This is a genomic window from Yersinia sp. 2545 StPb PI (assembly GCF_052217125.1).
Taxonomy (GTDB): Bacteria; Pseudomonadota; Gammaproteobacteria; order Enterobacterales; family Enterobacteriaceae; genus Yersinia; species Yersinia enterocolitica_E.
This window is the reverse complement of record NZ_JAZGPY010000001.1, coordinates 4,139,334-4,157,731: the sequence shown is the minus strand read 5'-3', so window position 1 is coordinate 4,157,731 and position 18,398 is coordinate 4,139,334. Positions and strand designations below refer to the sequence as shown.

Below are 18,398 nucleotides of genomic sequence, written 5' to 3'. Positions count from 1 at the left end.
AAAGCGAAGTTACTTACAATATATAACTCAAAAGCAGTATCAGTGAAGATAATTTCGCTAAATATGAAGGGCGGAAGCTGCGTTTACCGGTTAAGTTTTCCCCCGATGAAGGGCAGATGGCGTATCACCGCCAGAATATCTTCATAAAATAGAGCATGCTGACAAAGTGAAATGAAGGGGATACTTACTGTTGGGGCAATAGTGGCGTAAGCCACCGTGCACTCTGAGTGCGGTAAACCCTTCATTCACTGCGCCAGGAATCGCGTTGTTATAAACCTCAGTGTGTCAGGTTTATTTCAACAAGAACGACTGACCCTGTTTCAGCACTAAATCACAGGCTTTGGTTTTGATTTTTTCAGTGATTTGCTCACTGCCCAGATCGTTCAAATTCAAACTCTTACCTTCACCGGTTTTCAGTAATCCGCCTAAACCTTCCTGATAGTCCTGGCTCTTGGCATTTTCGGTACTGGTGATACCCAGTTTACTCATCAATTGGTCTTTAATCGCCGAAGTACCATTGGCCGACAGTACATTATTTTGTACGCAATATTGCAATATACCGGCAGCATTGGTCATGGTGCTGGCACTTAGCCCTTTATCGCCACCATTGAGTAAGCCGGTCAATGACGACAATGAAGATGAGCTATCACCCGATTTACTGTATTGGTCAGCAGCACTTTTTACTGAATCCAATAGGCTATTGGCGTGAACGGTAGCCGTCAGCAGCGTGGTAGAAAAAGCCAAAGCCAGCGCCAGGCGATAAGTGGTGTTCATAGAAACTCCTGTTTTACAGCGGCCTCACTGCCATGAGGCCGTGATACCACCAGAAAGACTGCTAATTATTTTCTTCGGCGCTAAGAATAACGCAAAGGAGACATTTTGCTGATAGGTGTTATCTGATAACGCGGCAACTTGCTGAATTACCACGGGCTTCATATCGCGTTTAAATTCCCCCTCTTAATGCCCATACCTTAGGCGCAAAACCTCCGGGTAAGGGTCAAAATAGCGCTGCTGGGCAAGATAGCTGTCGGGATATTCAGCTAAATAATGTTTGAGCAGGGTAATGGGGGCAAGCAGTGGCTGACTGCCTTGACGATAACGCAAAATCAGTTGTGCCAGCTCACTGCGTTGCCGGGGGCTGAGTTGGTTGCTGAAATAGCCTTGGACATGCTGCAAGACATTGGTGTGACCACGGCGCGAGGAGTGTTGGCTCATCAGGGCCATCAGCCGGTTACGGTATTCAAAAGCACATTCATTAATTGAAGGCCATTGGTCGATAGCCGCAACGAAACGCCCTAATTCACGGTAGGCAGGTTGCGAATGAGCTAGTAATAACAATTTATAGCGGCTATGGAAAGCGATCAGCCGAGCGCGGCTCATGCCTTGTTGCCATAGCTGATTAAACTCATGTAAGGCATAGATTCGTGCCACAAAATTCTCTTTCAGCTCAGGGTCACACAGGCGGCCATCTTCCTCAATGGGGAGCCACGGTAGTTGGCGCATTAATTCTTGAGTGAAAATACCAGTACCACTTTTGCGGTTATTTTTGCCATCGGTTTCATACACCCGCACTCGCTCCATGCCGCAGCTAGGGGATTTGGCGCAAACCACATAGCCGCTTAAATGCTGCAATCCCGCAATTCTTTTCGCGGAGAAGTCCTGCATGGCGCGGGTCAGGTCGGTTTCTGGTTGGTTACTAAAGCTGAGACGAATATCATCAGCGCCTGCTTTAACCAAGCGCAGCGCTGGGCGGGGCGAAGGCAGCCCGATTGCCATCTCAGGGCAGATCGGCTCAAAATGAACAAAAGGGGCCAACTCGTCCACGGCAAATGTTAGACGTTTATGCCCGCCATCGAAACGTACTTTCTCACCTAACAGGCAAGCGCTGATGCCGACGGCGATTTTGTCTGACATGGTTTTGCCTCATGATTTATCGTGATTACACTTATCTACTTTCATTATAGTTAAGGTCTAAGCATTTCCGGTACTGGTGATGATCAGTTTACTCATTAAGCATTTTGTTGATAGGTGTCATCTTATAACGCGGAATATTTGATTGTGACTAACCCAATAAATCGGGGCCAATAATCCTATAATTATCAGCCCCGGAGTAATACGAGTCAGTTTTTACCCTTCATTAGCGGCTGGCTTTGATTGGCGGAATTTACGTACTACTCGCAGGATTGGTGGCAGCACCAACACCACCACGGCCAGTATTAGCAAGCTTTTTGCAATAGGGCTCGACCACAAAATAGTGTAATTGCCATTGCTAATGGACAGTGCACGGCGCAGGTTTTGCTCCAGCATTTCGCCCAGAACAAAGCCTAAAATCAGCGGGGACATGGGGAAGTTCATTTTTCTCAGCAGATAGCCAAAGATACCCAATCCAACCATGAGCATCAGGTCGAAAGTGGTGCTGTGCACCGCATACACCCCCACCGCAGAGACTGCTGCAATGGCGGGGACCAGGAACCATAACGGAATGGTTAACATGCGGGTGAAGAAGCCAACCAGAGGTAGGTTCATCAGCAGTAATATAACGTTGGCTATCAACAGCGAGGCAATTAACCCCCAGACAATATCCGGTTGCTCGGTGAACATCGCAGGCCCCGGTGTGATGTTATACAGGGTCAATGCTCCCATCATTACCGCCGTAGTGCCTGAGCCTGGAACGCCCAGAGTGAGCATAGGAATAAAAGATCCACAGGCAGAAGCATTATTCGCCGCTTCAGGTGCGGCAACACCACGAATATCCCCTTTACCAAAACTATCGCTGTTACCACTGATGCGTTTTTCGGTCATGTAGGTCAGCGCACTGGCGATGGTTGCCCCTGCGCCCGGCAAAATCCCAACAAAGAAACCGATCACTGAAGATCGCAGTGTTGGCCCAACACATTCTGCCGCCTCTTTGCGGTTGAACATCAGGCGACCGGTTTTACGCACCAGTTTCTGGCCGGTACTGGTACTTTCCAGCATCAACAAGATCTCACTGACCGAGAACAAGCCGATCACCACCACGATAAATTGAATTCCATCAGAGAGGTGGACACTATCAAAGGTGAAGCGATAAACGCCGGTGTTGGCATCAACGCCGACTGTCGCCAACCCCAATCCGATTAAGGCGGCGAGCAGTGATTTCAAGGGATTTTGGCTCATCATGCTGCCAAGGCAGGCGATGGCGAAGACCATTAACGCGAAATACTCCGAGGGTCCGAATGCCAGTGACCACTGTGCCAGTAGCGGTGCAAACAGAATGATCCCACCAATAGCCAAGAGTGAACCAACAAATGAGCTAACTGCTGAAATGGATAGCGCTACACCGGCACGGCCCTGCTGCGCCATTGGATAACCATCAAGGGCGGTCATGATAGCCGCGGCATCACCGGGGACATTAAGTAATATGGATGAGATGCGCCCACCATATTCACAACCGATATAAACCGTAGCCAGCAAGATCAGGGCAGACTCGGCGGGCAGTTTTAGGGCAAAAGCGAGTGGCAGCAAAATGGCCACGCCGTTGATCGGCCCCAGTCCTGGGAGTAAGCCAACAATGGTACCGATAAAGCAGCCTATCAGGGCAATCATCAGGTTTTGTGGTGTTAATGCCACCTCAAATCCTTGCGATAAATACATCCAAGTTTCCATCACAGCCTCGTTAGTTCAGCCAAACGCCAAGTGGTAGGGTGACATCAAGTAAATAGTCAAAGGCATAGAATAATGACGCGCCCAGGACCACGCCGGACAGCGCAGCGACCCATATTTTTGCCTCAAATAACAATGCGATGCTAAATGTTAGCAGGGCTGTCGCCAGCGGGAATCCAAGCGACTCAAACCCCCAGGCATAGAGCACCAGCGTAATCACCATCACCAACAGGCGATGCAATACTTTGGCGTGCGGCCATGCGATAACATCTGGTTTACGCAGCAGCAATAGCACCGCGCACAGTGTCATTAACGCCAGAATTGCCATCGGGAAAGGGTGCGGGCCTAGCGGCTCATAACTGTATTCGCTTTGAATTCCCCAGCCGATAAATAAGCCGCTGATACAGAGTAGGATCCAGATACTGGCAAAAATACGATCGCTCATGATCTTTCTCCTTAATTATTTGGCCAGCCCGAATGCTTTAGCTTGTTCACGATATTGTTCAATCTGTTTTTTGACATACACATCCAGCTCTTTGCCGGTCAGGTTGAACTCAAATAAGCCGCGTAATTCGCGCTGTTTTTTGAACTCGTCAGTTTGTACCAAGGTGTTAAAGGTCTCCGTCCACCATTGATATTCGGCATCACTGACCTTCGGCCCGAGATAGAAACCACGAATAATCGGCCACACTAAATTGAAGCCTTGTTCTTTAGCCGTAGGAATATTAGCCAGTTGGCCAGGCAGGCGTTGTTCTGCATAAACAGCCAATATCCGTAGTTTGTCGCCTGCCAGATAGGGCACCATTTCACTTAAGTCCCCGGACACCGCCTGAATATGGTTACCTAACAATGCGGTAACCGGTTCACCGCCACCCTCAAAGGCCACATAGCGCATTTTATGGGGATCGACGCCCACCTCACGGGCCAGTAACGCCGTTTTCATCCAGTCCTGGCTGCCAATCGAGGCACCGGCCCCGAATACCACGCTGTTAGGATCTTGTTTAAAGGCATCCATCAGATCTGTTAGCGTTTTATAGGGAGAGTCAGCCCGCACGGCGATCATGCCGTAATCAGTGCCAACGGCCGCCAACCACTTCACATCGTCAGGGCTATAACGGCCAAATTTATTTTGTGCCAGATTAAGTAAAGAGCCGCCGGAGAACGCGACCACGGTGCCAAACTCTGCTGGCCGTTGCGCCACGATGGCGTTATAGGCAACCGCTCCGACACCTCCTGGCATATAGCTGACCCGCATTGGGCGATCAATTGCTTTAGTCTCTTGCAGGGAAACCTGAATCAATTTACAGGTAAGATCAAAGCCGCCGCCGGGTTTGGCCGGCGCAATACATTCTGTTCTGCCAGGTGCCTCGATAGCCTGTGCCATTTGTGCTGTCAGTATCAGAATCGAGGCGGCTAAAGTGCGGGTAATTATCCTTTTCATCTTATTCCCTCATTATTTTCGTCTAAATTGTGAGCCTTCCCGCGATTGCGAGGTTGCTGAATTGTTAATAGATTAACCTTTCAGTTACCTTTCAATGGGAAGGAAAAAGTACAGGATGTGATATGCGTCTCTTGTTGGTAGAGGATCACCCCGAGTTATCTCACTGGTTACAGAAAGCATTGACTCATGCGGGCTTCGCTGTGGATGTGGCAAATGATGGTGTTGCCGCCGATCATTTGCTGCAAAACGAAAATTACGCGCTGGTGGTATTGGATGTGGCGTTGCCACGTTTGAACGGGTTAGATTTGCTGGCCCGGCTACGTAAGCGTGGGCAAACGCTGCCGGTGCTGTTGTTGACCGCCAGAACGGAAGTGGCAGACCGGGTGAAAGGGCTGAACTTGGGGGCGGATGACTATTTGACGAAACCGTTTGAACTGGATGAACTGGAGGCGCGGATACGTGCTCTATTACGGCGTAGTGTCGGTGGAACCGGGCAGGCGGTGCAATTTGGTGAGTTGACCTATCACGACGAAGGTTACTTTCTGTTAGCGGATAAGCCACTGGCGCTGACACCGCGGGAATCGGCAGTATTAACCTCACTGATGCATCGCCGGGGTAGGCCAGTTGCCAAACAACAACTGTTTGAGCAGGTATTTACCTTATCCGATGATGCCAATCCAGAAAGTATTGAACTGTATGTGCATCGGGTGCGTAAAAAGCTGCATGGCAGTAATGTCTCTATCCAGACTTTACGCGGTTTAGGTTACAGCCTGGAATGCACTAATGGCATGCTCTAACACTACTGTGCCACGATGGTTTAAAGCCCCACGTTCGCTGTTTCATCAATTGCTGCTGTTTTTTGGTGTCCCACTACTGATTTTGGGCGGGATCTCTATTTATACCCATTATATCAGTGCGATGAATGCGGCTACGTTAGCTTATGACCGCACGTTATTAGCCTCTGCCCGGACGGTCGCGGAGCGGTTGGTTGTTCGTCATGGGCAGCTAGAGGTTGATGTCCCTTATATTGTCCTCGATAGTTTTGAGCGCAATATGAATGATCAGCTTTACTATCAGGTGATTACGCCAGAGGGGAAAAGTATAGCTGGCTACAATGATTTACCGCCTTTCCCGCTGAATACGCCACGATCCCTTCTCTACCCTGCATTGGTACATTTTTATGATGCCGAGTACCGAGGCAAACCAATACGTGTGGCTGCGCTTTATCAACCGGTTAATGAGTCTGGTGTTATGGGGATGGCGATGGTGCTGGTGGCTGAAACGCTAGCATCCCGCCATGATCTGGCACAGCAGATCATGATATCGGCAGTCTTGACCCAAGGTACGCTGGTGCTCTTGACGCTGGTAATGGCGTATATCTTACTCAAAGGTATCCTCAAGCCATTACGTAAGCTATCAGGCTTGATGCTGCGGCGTGATCCCGGTGAACTGACCCCGCTCCCCAAAGTGTTGCCATGGTCAGAAATGGAACCGTTGTTATTGGCCTTTGATCGCTACATCGAGCGTTTACGGGAAATGGTGGCACGTCAGGGGCGCTTTAGTGCTGATGCCTCTCATCAATTGCGTACACCGTTAACGGTGTTGAAAACGCAGGTGGCGGTGGCGCTGGCCAGTGACTCCCCACAACAATGGCGTGAAAGCCTATTGGCGATGCGCGGGACACTGGATCACACCGTTTCCCTGACGGATCGGTTATTGCAGTTATCACGGATGAAAGTACACGAGCGCAGACTACAACCGGTTAATCTCGGCCCACTATTACGCGACGCGTGTTTTGCACACCTTGCTCAAGCCCGCAGCAAGCAGATTGATCTGGGCTATGAGGGGGTGTCTGAGTGCTGGATCGAGGGGGATGCCTTATTGCTGACTGAACTGTGCGACAACCTGCTGGACAACGCGTTGAAATACACACCAAAGCAGGGCGTGGTGACGGTACGGTTGGTTATAGGCGGTGACACAGGGCGCTGTTGGTTAGAAATAGAAGACAGTGGCCCTGGTATTGCACAAGATGAAGCTGCGCAAGCGCTGATGCCATTCCACCGGTTGGATAATGTGGGTGAGCAGCAAGGGGCGGGGCTGGGGTTAGCATTGGTAAAAGACATTACGACCTACCATAAAACCCGCCCAGAGTTATTGCACAGTGAGTTACTAGGCGGTTTATGGGTGCGGATAAGTTTTAGCGTGTGCGCGTGATGTGGCTCAGTCGCTAAATTTGCCATGCGGCTCCAACATGCGGGCAGCGTAGGAAATCGGCTGCCCGTGTCGGCTAAGGCATCAGGCCGATAAATACTGTTTTCTTGCGTGGGCCGGTCATCAATCCCTCCAGTTGTTCGACACACTTCAGGTAATGGGGGGTTTGCTTATGTGCCGCCACCGCAGCTTCATCGGTATAAGCCTCATAGATATAAAAACGGGTTGGGATCGTCTCGTCCCTTAGCACATCAAAACGCAAGTTCCCCGCCTCGCGGATAGAACCCTGATGATTGGCGCGAAAAACCTCAATAAACTGCTCAACTTTGTCATCTTTCACATTAATTTCGACGAGAGTCACGTGCATATTTGTCTCCTGATTACCAAAGGTCTCCTTATTACCGAAGACCTCCTTGTCACGGCTTACCAGTCACTGACTGGCAGCGATGCCCACTCAACCTTTTTCATCTAAGAACAGCTTATAGGCTGTTTGTGCATTTTCATTTTTATGTACCACTGCATGAACCGCTTTCAGCATGGCAATTGGGGCTTCTGACTGGAAGATATTGCGCCCCATATCTACACCTGACGCTCCCTGATCAATGGCTTGATAGCACATTTCCAATGCATCGCGTTCTGGTAGTTTTTTACCACCGGCAATGACGATAGGCACTGGACAACCGGCAGCGATACGTTCAAATCCACTGTCAACATAATAGGTTTTGATCACCTGTGCGCCCATCTCAGCGGCAATTCGGGTGGCCAGAGAGAAGTAGCGCTGGTCGCGAGCCATGTCTTTACCGACGCCAGTCACGGCCATGGTAGGCATGCCGTAGCGCATTCCCTGATCAACTAATTGAATGATATTTTTAATCGACTGATGCTCGTGTTCAGTGCCGATATAGACTTGTGCCGCCACGGCGCAGGAGTTGAGCCGCAATGCATCTTCCATTGCCACCGCCACCGCTTCGTTGGATAAATCAGTCAGAATCGAGTTGGCACCAGATGCGCGCAGTACCACCGGGCGATTGGCCGACGCGGGGACGATACTGCGCAAAATGCCACGGGTACACATTAGGACATCGGCATATTCAAACAGCGGGGCGATATTGATATCAATCCGCTCCAGGCCCGTGGTCGGCCCCTGAAAATAACCGTGATCAAATGCCAGCATTACCGTGCGATTGGTTTTCGGATTGAAAATTCGCGCCAGCCGGGATTGCATCCCCCAATCCAGTGAACCCGAGCCTTTCAGTGTAAAGGCAGGATTTATCTGCGGCACGCCAATACCGAAATCTTTACCGTCTTTAATATCGTCTAAATCAGCCATCTGTTATTACTCCTTTAGTCCTGTTCCGGCCCGCCGGTGGACGGGCCGCCGAGATTAAAAATCGTATTTGTCGATGTTTTCTTTAGTGAAAATGACCCGCTGTGGCAGTAACACAATGCCGCTGCCTTTAGCCTCATGGTCATAGCCCTGAATGCTATTCGGTGCCACTTCAACCACGCCAATGTTCGGGATATCAATTTTATCGCCGACATTCAGGTCGCCTTTTTTCAGCATTTCATTGGCGACATAAACTGAAATCTTGCCTTGATTAACCACATCCCACAGACCGAATTCCTTGACCGTGCCGCGCTGAACATAAGGGCGCATCACGTTTGGAGTACTGAAGCCGACGATCGCCACATTGTCGCGTTTCAGGTTTTCTGCTGCTTGTGCCGCAGCGGGCAGGGCGTTGGCATCTGGGGCAATAATGGCATCCAGATCGCTATAAGCTTTTAAGATGCCTTCTGCGGTTTGCAGTGATTTTGTGGCATCGTTATAGCCGAACTGGGTGGTGACCACTTCCCAACCGGGGTGATCTTGTTGGATTTTTTTCTTCGCTTCATTGACCCATTGGTTCTGATCGGTAACCGTCGGGCTGGAATAGAAGAAGGCAACCTTGGCTTTATCTTTTTTCACTTGATTCGCGGCCATATCGACCAGCATCGAACCCAATTGATTCGGGGTACCTTGGTTGATGTAAATCGAGCGACATTCTGGTTTGGTATCAGAGTCCCAGGTCAAGATTTTGACGCCCCGTTGCATCGCGCGTTTTAACGCAGGGCACAGTCCATCCGGTGAGACTGCCGAAACCACAATGGCGTTGTAACCCTGATTGACGAAGTTATTGATTAACTGAACCTGGCCGGAAACACTCGGTTCTGTCGGGCCATCGTAGGTCACATCCACACCCAGCTCTTTACCGGCATCAACGGCACCTTTACCGCCGCTGGTGAAGAAGCCGACCCCGACCAGTTTCGGGATAAATGCGATGCGTTCTGCCGCTTGAGCAGTAGTGATACAGGCAAATCCAAGGGCACAAACCAGTGCCAGCTTTTTTAATCTTTGTGTTTTCATTGCTATCTCCGAAGAAGCTAGGGGTAGAGGTGTTGGCAATTTCACTACAAAAGAAAACAGGTATTAACTTAGGGTGTGTCTGCTGCGACGACGTTGCAGCCATTCATGAATCAGATGTCGGTGCAGGCTGATAGAGCGCCCAACCACCACTAGAATCAGCAATGCACCGGACAACGCACTCGATATCTGGTTTGGTGTGCCAATCATTTGCAAACCTTGCTGTAAGTAACCCACCAGTAATATCGCCAGTGCCGTCCCGAGGATGGAGCCAGAGCCGCCGTAGATGTTAGCACCCCCCAGTACCACTGCGGTGATGGCTGGCATCAGGAACGAAGCCCCCAAATCAGAGCGTGCTGAACCGAAATAAGAGACCAATAGGACCGCGGCAATCGCAGACGCCACACCCGTCAGGGCATACAGGATGCATAAGGTACGCGCGACGGGCAGGGCGCTGTAACGGGCCACCCGACTGTTTTGCCCGATAAGGAATACGTTGCGGCCGCTATGAGTGCGGTGCATCAGTAGCCAGAACAGCAGCACGCAGACCATAAAGATAACCAGTGGGACGGGCAGGCCGAACAACGTTTGGTTGGCAAAATCGGTAAAGGCTGTTGGGAAACCGCCAATGCCCTCATAGCCGGTCGCGCCGGAAATGCCGGACAACAGCAAGGCGCTGCCGCCGAACAGGTACATGGTGCCTAGAGTTATGACCAACGGGTTGACGCCGGTATACAGAATCAGCCCGGCATTAATCAAACCGCATAACGCGCCAACCACCAGTGTCAGCGGGATCGCGACACTCATGGGGACGCCAGCTTGAAACATCACGCCTAGGAATATGGAGCACAATCCGATAGTTGAACCGAATGAGATGTCAATTCCGCCACTGACAATCACCATGGTCAGCGGCAAAGCTACAATGCCGATGCAGATGAAATCACTGGTACTGAACAGCAATACGTTGATATCCAGCATGCGAGAATTCGATAAACCAAACAGCAGGATTTCCAGCACTAACAGTGCAGCCAAGGCCAGTTCCCATCCATAACGGCGATATATATTCATCGCGCCACCTCTTTTTATACCCTTCATCTTTCAAATTGCAGGTGTGTTACCTACTCTCGTTTAGCCGAATCACTTACCACTGTATGCTCATCGGGATTCTCTCGTTTGCCGCCTTCCTGCATCATGAAATCTATTGGGTATAACGTTTTTCTTCTTATCCGAAGTTGTCGACTTACCAGAAACTGCCGGGCGAGCATTAAAGCGAGCATATTTCTGCTGGCGGATATTGCGCTCAATGGCACAGCGCAGGCGGCCATCGAACACCAGCACACCCAGCAACACCAATCCGGCAATAAAGTCATTCCACCAAGCAGGCAGACGCAGTAGCACCAGCACGCTGTCGATTTGTGTTAATAGGTAAGCCCCCAGAATGGCCCCAAGAATGGTGCCGGTACCACCGAGCAGGCTGATCCCACCGAGAACACAGGCGGCGATGGCTTTCATCTCTAACCCACTGCCCGTCTGATTAGGGATAAAGCCAATTTGGGAGGCGAAGACAATCCCTGCCAGCGCGGCCATCACCCCATTCATTGAGAAGGCAAAAATACGAATACTGTCGGTGCGGATCCCCAGTTGGCGTGCACCCTGCAAGTTATCGCCGGTAGCATAGAAACTGCGGCCAAAGGCGGTTTTACCTAGCAACAAGGCCATAGCTACAATCAGCAGCATAATTAGCCAGCCGATAGGAGAGATAGAAAACAGAATGGGGGTGGATAAACTTTTCAAGTCTGCTGGCAGCCCTTCTATCCATTTCCCGCCGGTTATCAATAGCATCAGGCCGCGATACAACCCCAGCGTACCCAGGGTGGCGACAATCGCCGGGATGCGCAGCCAGGTAACCAAAATGCCATTAAAGAAGCCCGTCACCATGCCGACCAGCAGAGCAAACAGGCAGGAGATTGCCAGCCCGAAACCAGCATTGAGCGCCATACCCACAGTGACGGCACATAAGCCGGTAATGGAGCCGACGGACACATCGATATTGCGGGTTAGCATCACCATGGTGGCGCCGATGGCTAACAGGATCAGGATCTGTGCGCTGCTGAAAATCATGGTGAAGGTTTGCAAGGTGAAGTAATTACTGTCGATCACACCAAGCAAGGCAAATAAAGCCAAAATCGCCAGCAGTGCGGTACCTTCACGATTGTTTTGAATAAATTGATAGCTTTGAATAAATTTCAACATGATGCGCCCTCGCTTTCAGCAGATTGGCGCGCATCGGTATTATGTTCACCAAAGGCCAGATGCATAATGGTATCGACATTCATTTCCGCCCCACTGACTGCGCCACTGATTTCACCTTGATGCATGACCAACACCCGGGAAGCCATCTGCACTACTTCTTCCAGATCTGACGAGATAAAAATGATCGCCACATGCTGAGAGGCAATACTGCGGATCAATTGATAAATATCGCTGCGCGCTGATACATCTACGCCACGAGTAGGTTCATCAATAATCAGTAACAACGGATTGGCTTCAAGGCATTTCGCAATCAACAGCTTTTGTTGATTGCCACCAGACAAGGTGCGCACGGGTTGCTCAAGGTGGCTGAACTTAATGTTTAGTGCCCGCCGATAGCGTTCCAGAATGGCGGCTTCCTGTGCCGGATGTGTCCATAACCCCTGATTACCCTGGGTGAGCGAGCAGACATTCCAACTGAGCGGAGCATCCAGATAGAGGCCGGAGGCTTGGCGGTCTTCCGGCAGATAAACCAACCCGGTTGCCAGACGATTGACGGTTTTCATCAATGTGATATCAATCCCTTCCAGCCTGACGTGGCCACCGCTGGCGGGTCGTAAACCATAGAGTGTTTCAGCGAGTTCTGTTCTGCCCGCACCAACCACCCCCGCTAATCCCAGGATTTCACCGGCATGCACCTCAAAAGAGATATGGGCAAAACCTTCACCACTCAGATCGGCAACTTCTATCACCGGTTGATTGGACTGAGCACGCGCTTGAGAGCGGCGGTTACCGGGCAGTTCCAGCCATAGCTTCTGGGTATCAGATAATTCGCTGTTTTTGGCCTGTGGCTTAATGGCCTGAATAATCGTATCGATGGAGAAATCAGTGGTAGCGCCACTTAGAGCGATGCCACCATCGCGCATGACACTGACCCAATCTGCCAGTTGACGAATTTCAGGTAATTTGTGGGAGATAAATACCACTCCGACACCTTGCTGCAATAACATTTTGATTTGGCTAAATAGACGATTGGTTTCCGCCGGTGTTAGTGACGCTGTTGGCTCATCAAGGATCAAAATACGTGAGTCACGCATCAAGCCGCGCATAATTTCTACTAGCTGTTGATCTGCTACATCCAGTGAACCGGCGCTGACTGACAGATCCAAATGGCAACCCAGGTTTTTGAGTAATTGCGCCATCTTCTTCTTATCTGCCTGATGTTTGGGCAAACGAAACAGAATATTTTCTTGTACCGACAGATTGGCAAATAACATCGGTTCTTGGGGGACCAAATAGATACCGAGTTGATGTGCTTTTGCTGGGGTGAGATTAAGGCAGGGTTGCCCATTGATCTCGATGGTACCGCTGTCTGGTGGCAGCACGCCGGCGATGATCTTCATCAACGTCGATTTCCCCGCGCCATTTCCTCCCAACAGGGCATGTACCTGTCCTGGTTGCAGAGTAAAGTCGATACTCTTCAATACCACTACGCCGGAAAACTGCTTGCTGATACCACGAACCTGGAGCAGCGGTGGCGGATTGGTGTGCGGCATCAGTGGCTCCTGTTTATGAACAAAAATATTTTAAATTTAAAAGTGTTCAAAAAAGATAGCTGCATAATCCCATTTATGGCGTAATCAAGATCACATTCCGTGAATAAAAAAATTTAAATTAAAATGTGTTCAAATGTATTGCCTAAGCTGTTAGCGTAGTTCTCAACTGAGATTTATACCCGTCATCTTTCAAGTTGTAGGTGTGTTGGCTGTGCTCAATCGCCCGAATTACTTACTTATGTAAGCTCATCGGGATTATGAACCTCATCAGAGGCTCACCCTACGGGCCAGCGCAAGCGCTGTTCAAAATGGTTTACAACCAATTTGTCTTTCGCTTGCCGCCTTCCTGCATTTTGAAATCTCTTGGGTATAGCATTTATCAGACCGTGGATTTTTGATCGATGATGAATCAATGAAGAATGAGAAAGCGGCAATAGGGATCACGGCTAATGATGAGAGAAAAATCAGTAACAAAAGAAAAACCCATGTCGTCTAACGATGAATACAAATATCCGGGTAATAGCATGAGTGAAGAGGAACTGCTCGCTCGCATTGCGTGGTTTTATTATCACGATGGCTTAACACAAGGGGATATTGGCGAACTGTTGGGGTTAACCCGACTGAAGGTCTCCAGATTGCTGGAAAAAGGCCGCCAGTCTGGGGTTATTCGGGTACAGATTAATTCGCGCTATGAGGGTTGTCTGGAACTGGAAAACACCTTGCAACAGCATTTCGGCCTCAAGCATATCCGCATTCTGCCTTCTCTGGCTGATCTCAGTATCAGTAGCCGGTTGGGGATTGGCGCTGCACATTTATTGATGGCATTGATACAACCACAACAACTACTGGCAGTCGGCTTTGGTGAAACCACCATGTGTGCCTTACAGCATTTAAGCGGTTTTATCGCTTCGCAGCAGGTCAGACTGGTGACGCTTTCCGGTGGGGTTGGCTCTTATATGACCGGTATTGGCCAGTTGGATGCCGCTTGTCAGGTCAGCATTATTCCTGCGCCGTTGCGTGCTTCCAGTGCCACAGTGGCGGAGACATTCCGTCAGGAAAACAGTGTGCGCGATGTGATGCTAGCCGCCCGAGCAGCTGATGTTGCCGTCGTGGGTATCGGTTCGGTCAATCAGCAAAAAGAGGCCACCATTTTACGCTCCGGCTATATCGGTGAAGGTGAACAACTGATGTTCAGTCGCAAGGGGGCGGTCGGCGATATCCTTGGCTACTTTATGCAAGCCGATGGCGCATTGGTGCCGGATATGCAGATTCACCAGGAGCTGATTGGCGTCTCACTGACAGATCTGACCAACATCCCGACAGTGATTGGTGTCGCCGGTGGCATTGAAAAATCAGAAGCGATTGTGGCTGCATTGCGCGGAAAATACGTGAATGCATTAGTGACGGATGAGCTAACAGCAAGATCAATCATCAAATTGATTTGATTGGCTATTTTACTTGCCAGCTTAGGCTTGCGCAGGGGTTCAAGAATTACGCCAATAGTTTTGATTATTCTTTTGAGAAAAAAGCAGTAGAGGACAGGTTTATTCATAAATTCATATAAAACAGAGGATAGCGTAATGAGTCAATTCTCTACGACCACATCGGCTGAATACCTGATGGCGCTGGATGCCGGCACCGGCAGTGTCCGGGCTGTCATATTTGATCTTAATGGTAATCAGATAGCGGCCGGACAGGCTGAGTGGCTACATTTGCCAGTACCTGATGTCCCAGGGTCGATGGAGTTTGATTTAGCGACTAACTGGAAGTTGGCCTGCCAGTGCATCCGCCAAGCATTGCATCAGGCTAAGCTACCGGCGAGTGCTATTCGCGCCGTGGCTGCCTGCTCAATGCGCGAAGGCATTGTGCTTTATGATCGCAGTGGCAAACCTATTTGGGCGTGTGCCAATGTGGATGCCCGTGCCAGCCGTGAAGTCAGTGAGCTTAAAGAGCTGCATAATGATGGGTTTGAATTCGAGGTTTATCAATGTTCAGGCCAAACTCTGGCACTAAGTGCTATGCCTCGGTTACTGTGGCTGGCGCATTACCGCCCGGATATCTATCGCAAGGCGGGTACATTAACCATGATAAGCGACTGGCTAGCCAATATGCTCAGTGGTGAGCTGGCGGTTGATCCTTCGAATGCAGGAACCACCGGCATGCTGGATTTAGTCACCCGTAACTGGCAACCGAGCTTGCTGGAGATGGCTGGACTACGTGCCGATATTTTATCGCCGGTCAAAGAAACTGGAACACTGCTAGGCCATGTCACAGCACAAGCCGCAGAAGAGAGTGGTCTGCTGGCGGGAACGCCAGTGGTGATGGGCGGTGGTGATGTACAATTAGGTTGTTTGGGGTTGGGGGTCGTTCAACCGGGTCAGACCGCAGTATTGGGCGGCACCTTCTGGCAGCAGGTGGTTAATTTGCCTAAGCCGATTACCGATCCGGATATGAATACGCGTATTAACCCTCATGTTATTCCCGGTATGGTACAGGCTGAATCCATCAGTTTCTTTACCGGCCTGACCATGCGCTGGTTCCGTGATGCATTTTGCGCCGAAGAGAAATTACTGGCTCAGCGGCTGGGTATCGATACCTACAGTTTATTGGAGGATATGGCCGCCCGCGTACCGGCAGGGGCATACGGCATCATGCCGATTTTCTCCGATGTAATGCGCTTCAAATCCTGGTATCACGCCGCACCTTCCTTTATTAACCTTTCACTTGATCCAGAAAAATGCAACAAAGCTACCCTGTTCCGTGCTCTGGAAGAGAATGCCGCGATAGTCTCGGCCTGTAACTTAGCGCAAATTGCTGAGTTCTCCGGCGTCAAAGCAGCCTCAGTGGTATTTGCAGGCGGAGGTTCAAAAGGGAAACTGTGGAGCCAGATTTTGGCCGATGTGACCGGGGTTCCTGTACGAGTACCCGTTGTCAAAGAAGCCACGGCTCTCGGTTGTGCTATCGCCGCGGGTGTGGGGGTCGGGCTGTATGACGCGCTAGATAAAACCGGTGAGCGGCTAGTGCGCTGGGAGCGAGAATACACCCCGAACACCGAGCATCAGGCACTGTATCAAGCCGCAAAAGTAAACTGGCAAGCAGTGTATACCGATCAGTTGTCGCTGGTGGACAGTGGGTTGACGACTTCCCTATGGAAAGCTCCTGGCCTCTAAAATTGGCTATCTTACTTGCCAGCTTGAGTTTCGGGGCAGTGCTCGCCGCCGTCACGTACTGCGTGTACGCTCCGTTGGCTGTGCGGCTTTCCGCACTCAATCTGCCTGCACCGATAACGCCAATTTCCTCTGATAATTATCTTACTTGCCAGCTTGAGCTTCGGGGCAGTGCTCGCCGCCGTCACGTACTGCGTGTACGCTCCGTTGGCTGCGCGGCTTTCCGCACTCAATCTGCCTGCGCCGATAACGCCAATTTCCTCTGATAATTATCTTACTTGCCAGCTTGAGTTTCGGGGCAGAATGATCATTACAATCATTCGTGGCTTTATAGAGTTAAGTAAGAAAGATATTGGCATGCTATACCCTAAATAATTCGAGTTGCAGGAAAGCGGCAACTGAGTAAATCCCCAGGAGCTTACTCAAGTAAGTGACTGGGGTGAGCGAGGGCAGCCAAAGCACATGAAGCTTGAAGTATGACGGATATAAAAGAATTGCCATGCAGCAAACACTTGGATAGCATTATTGCCCCCCTTCGTTGCCGATGATGGCGCATCCTATGATGAATACATCAAATAAGACAGAATCACCTGCCGGGCAACCTTCTGCTGCTGTTGCTACCGCCCAACAGCGAGCATTTAACCTGCCAGATACACTGCGGGACAAAAGTAACGTTCAGCGCATTTTAGTGATTAAATTACGCCATTTCGGCGATGTTTTACTCACAACGCCACTACTGAGTACCTTACAAGCCAACTACCCACAAGCAAAAATCGACGTGCTGCTGTATGGCGGAACGCAAGATATGCTGCGGGAGAACAAAACGGTCAATCATGCATTTATTGTTGACCGTGGCCTCAAGCATGCGGGTCTAAAGGCCCAAATCAGTGGCGAAAAAGCGCTGTTTAATGCATTGAAAGAACACCATTATGATCTGATTCTCAATTTATCCGATCAATGGCGAGCCGCAGCGTATTGTCGTTTATTAAAACCTGGCTTCAGTATTGGTTTTCATTATCCCAAACGCGATACCTGGCTATGGCGCTATTGTCATTCTACATTGGTTGATATCCCCAATGCGGCCAAAAGGCATACCGTACTCAATAATCTGGATATTCTCGCGCCACTACAACTAACTGATATTATTACTGATGTTACCATGTCTTATGGTGTGCACGATGTTGAACGGGTACAGAAATTGTGCCAACAACGCCATATCAATGACTATATATTGATCCAACCTTCTGCTCGCTGGAAGTTCAAAACATGGGCCAGTGAATCATTTAGCCAACTGGTAAATCATCTCACTGAGCAAGGTGAAACCATTCTACTTACCGGCGGCAAAGATCAGGCTGAATTGGATTATATTGCTGAGATCATTGCCGGATGCACACAACCCGAGAAGGTGGTTAATTTGTCTGGCCTGCTGGCGCTACCGGAACTGGCAGTATTTATCGATAACGCTAAGCTCTTTATTGGCGTAGATTCCGTGGCAATGCATATGGCCGCAGCCTTACAAACACCCGCAGTGGTTCTCTTTGGCCCCAGTAATCTTAACCAATGGCATCCGTGGCAGGCTCCACACACGCTGTTATGGGCCGGGCATTACCGCACGTTGCCACACCCTAATGAGATAGATACTGACACTACCGATCGGTATTTGAACGCTATTCCGGTGAGCGAAGTTATCAGTGCTGTTGATGCGTGGCGTGCTCAAAGCCGTTAACGGG

Annotated in this window: 17 protein-coding genes and 1 pseudogene; 6 read left to right on the top strand and 12 right to left on the bottom strand. The window is 50.1% G+C overall.

Annotated elements, in window-relative coordinates; genetic code table 11:
* Nucleotides 1–26: 26 nt before the first annotated feature.
* Nucleotides 27–152: pseudogene (locus V1955_RS19285) on the top strand (HNH endonuclease); the annotation flags it as partial.
* Nucleotides 153–291: 139 nt separating this feature from the next.
* Here the strand turns inward: V1955_RS19285 and V1955_RS19280 are convergent.
* From V1955_RS19280 to V1955_RS19255, 6 genes are all read right to left on the bottom strand, one after another.
* A complete protein-coding gene (locus V1955_RS19280) occupies nucleotides 292–774 on the bottom strand; it encodes a DUF2501 domain-containing protein (protein WP_372557903.1) in 483 nt (160 codons plus the stop codon).
* 24 nt (nucleotides 775–798) lie between these two features.
* Entirely contained in the window at nucleotides 799–936 is a 138-nt protein-coding gene (locus tag V1955_RS19275; RefSeq protein ID WP_193784736.1) for a hypothetical protein, read from the bottom strand.
* Between the two features lie 21 nt (nucleotides 937–957).
* Nucleotides 958–1,914: a YbgA family protein gene (locus V1955_RS19270; RefSeq protein ID WP_083160780.1), complete on the bottom strand. Its 957-nt coding sequence runs from the start codon at nucleotides 1,912–1,914 to the stop codon at nucleotides 958–960.
* A gap of 213 nt (nucleotides 1,915–2,127) precedes the next feature.
* Nucleotides 2,128–3,645 (bottom strand): tripartite tricarboxylate transporter permease, encoded by a 1,518-nt coding sequence (locus tag V1955_RS19265; RefSeq protein ID WP_083160779.1) that lies wholly within the window; start codon nucleotides 3,643–3,645, stop codon nucleotides 2,128–2,130.
* 10 nt (nucleotides 3,646–3,655) lie between these two features.
* Nucleotides 3,656–4,087 carry a tripartite tricarboxylate transporter TctB family protein gene (locus V1955_RS19260; RefSeq protein WP_442821294.1) on the bottom strand — a complete coding sequence of 144 codons (432 nt, stop codon included), beginning with the start codon at nucleotides 4,085–4,087 and terminating at the stop codon, nucleotides 3,656–3,658.
* Nucleotides 4,088–4,102: 15 nt separating this feature from the next.
* Nucleotides 4,103–5,083, bottom strand: a complete 981-nt coding sequence (locus V1955_RS19255; RefSeq protein WP_372568625.1) for a Bug family tripartite tricarboxylate transporter substrate binding protein — start codon at nucleotides 5,081–5,083, stop codon at nucleotides 4,103–4,105.
* Between the two features lie 122 nt (nucleotides 5,084–5,205).
* Between V1955_RS19255 and tctD the strand changes: the two genes are divergently transcribed.
* Both tctD and V1955_RS19245 read left to right on the top strand, forming a co-directional pair.
* Nucleotides 5,206–5,880, top strand: coding sequence for a transcriptional regulator TctD (gene tctD, locus V1955_RS19250; protein WP_083160774.1), 675 nt, complete (start codon nucleotides 5,206–5,208; stop codon nucleotides 5,878–5,880).
* Nucleotides 5,867–7,297 carry a sensor histidine kinase gene (locus tag V1955_RS19245; protein WP_083160772.1) on the top strand — a complete coding sequence of 477 codons (1,431 nt, stop codon included), beginning with the start codon at nucleotides 5,867–5,869 and terminating at the stop codon, nucleotides 7,295–7,297. The genes tctD and V1955_RS19245 overlap by 14 nt, the downstream gene beginning before the upstream one ends.
* 73 nt (nucleotides 7,298–7,370) lie before the next feature.
* On the opposite strand, the gene lsrG is transcribed toward V1955_RS19245, so the two are convergent.
* The 6 genes from lsrG to lsrA form a co-directional block, all read right to left on the bottom strand.
* Nucleotides 7,371–7,661 carry a (4S)-4-hydroxy-5-phosphonooxypentane-2,3-dione isomerase gene (gene lsrG, locus V1955_RS19240; protein ID WP_083160770.1) on the bottom strand — a complete coding sequence of 97 codons (291 nt, stop codon included), beginning with the start codon at nucleotides 7,659–7,661 and terminating at the stop codon, nucleotides 7,371–7,373.
* Nucleotides 7,662–7,748: 87 nt separating this feature from the next.
* Nucleotides 7,749–8,624, bottom strand: coding sequence for a 3-hydroxy-5-phosphonooxypentane-2,4-dione thiolase (gene lsrF, locus V1955_RS19235; protein ID WP_083160768.1), 876 nt, complete (start codon nucleotides 8,622–8,624; stop codon nucleotides 7,749–7,751).
* A 54-nt stretch (nucleotides 8,625–8,678) separates the two neighbouring features.
* Nucleotides 8,679–9,698 carry an autoinducer 2 ABC transporter substrate-binding protein LsrB gene (gene lsrB / locus V1955_RS19230; RefSeq protein ID WP_083160765.1) on the bottom strand — a complete coding sequence of 340 codons (1,020 nt, stop codon included), beginning with the start codon at nucleotides 9,696–9,698 and terminating at the stop codon, nucleotides 8,679–8,681.
* Nucleotides 9,699–9,761: 63 nt separating this feature from the next.
* On the bottom strand, nucleotides 9,762–10,763 hold the full coding sequence (gene lsrD, locus V1955_RS19225; protein WP_083160763.1) for an autoinducer 2 ABC transporter permease LsrD: 1,002 nt from the start codon (nucleotides 10,761–10,763) through the stop codon (nucleotides 9,762–9,764).
* Nucleotides 10,764–10,850: 87 nt separating this feature from the next.
* Entirely contained in the window at nucleotides 10,851–11,948 is a 1,098-nt protein-coding gene (lsrC, locus tag V1955_RS19220) for an autoinducer 2 ABC transporter permease LsrC (protein WP_083160759.1), read from the bottom strand.
* Nucleotides 11,942–13,501 carry an autoinducer 2 ABC transporter ATP-binding protein LsrA gene (gene lsrA, locus V1955_RS19215; protein WP_083160757.1) on the bottom strand — a complete coding sequence of 520 codons (1,560 nt, stop codon included), beginning with the start codon at nucleotides 13,499–13,501 and terminating at the stop codon, nucleotides 11,942–11,944. Before lsrA ends, lsrC begins: the two co-directional genes overlap by 7 nt.
* Nucleotides 13,502–13,953: 452 nt before the next feature.
* On the opposite strand from lsrA, the gene lsrR reads away from it, so the two are divergent.
* From lsrR to rfaQ, 3 genes are all read left to right on the top strand, one after another.
* The gene (gene lsrR, locus V1955_RS19210; RefSeq protein ID WP_083163898.1) at nucleotides 13,954–14,946 is read left to right on the top strand and encodes a transcriptional regulator LsrR; all 993 of its coding nucleotides are present in this window, start codon (nucleotides 13,954–13,956) and stop codon (nucleotides 14,944–14,946) included.
* A 135-nt stretch (nucleotides 14,947–15,081) separates the two neighbouring features.
* Entirely contained in the window at nucleotides 15,082–16,671 is a 1,590-nt protein-coding gene (gene lsrK, locus V1955_RS19205) for an autoinducer-2 kinase (protein ID WP_442821293.1), read from the top strand.
* Between the two features lie 556 nt (nucleotides 16,672–17,227).
* Complete coding sequence (rfaQ, locus tag V1955_RS19200; protein WP_442821292.1) at nucleotides 17,228–18,394, top strand: putative lipopolysaccharide heptosyltransferase III; 1,167 nt, start codon at nucleotides 17,228–17,230, stop codon at nucleotides 18,392–18,394.
* The last annotated feature ends 4 nt before the right edge of the window (nucleotides 18,395–18,398 follow it).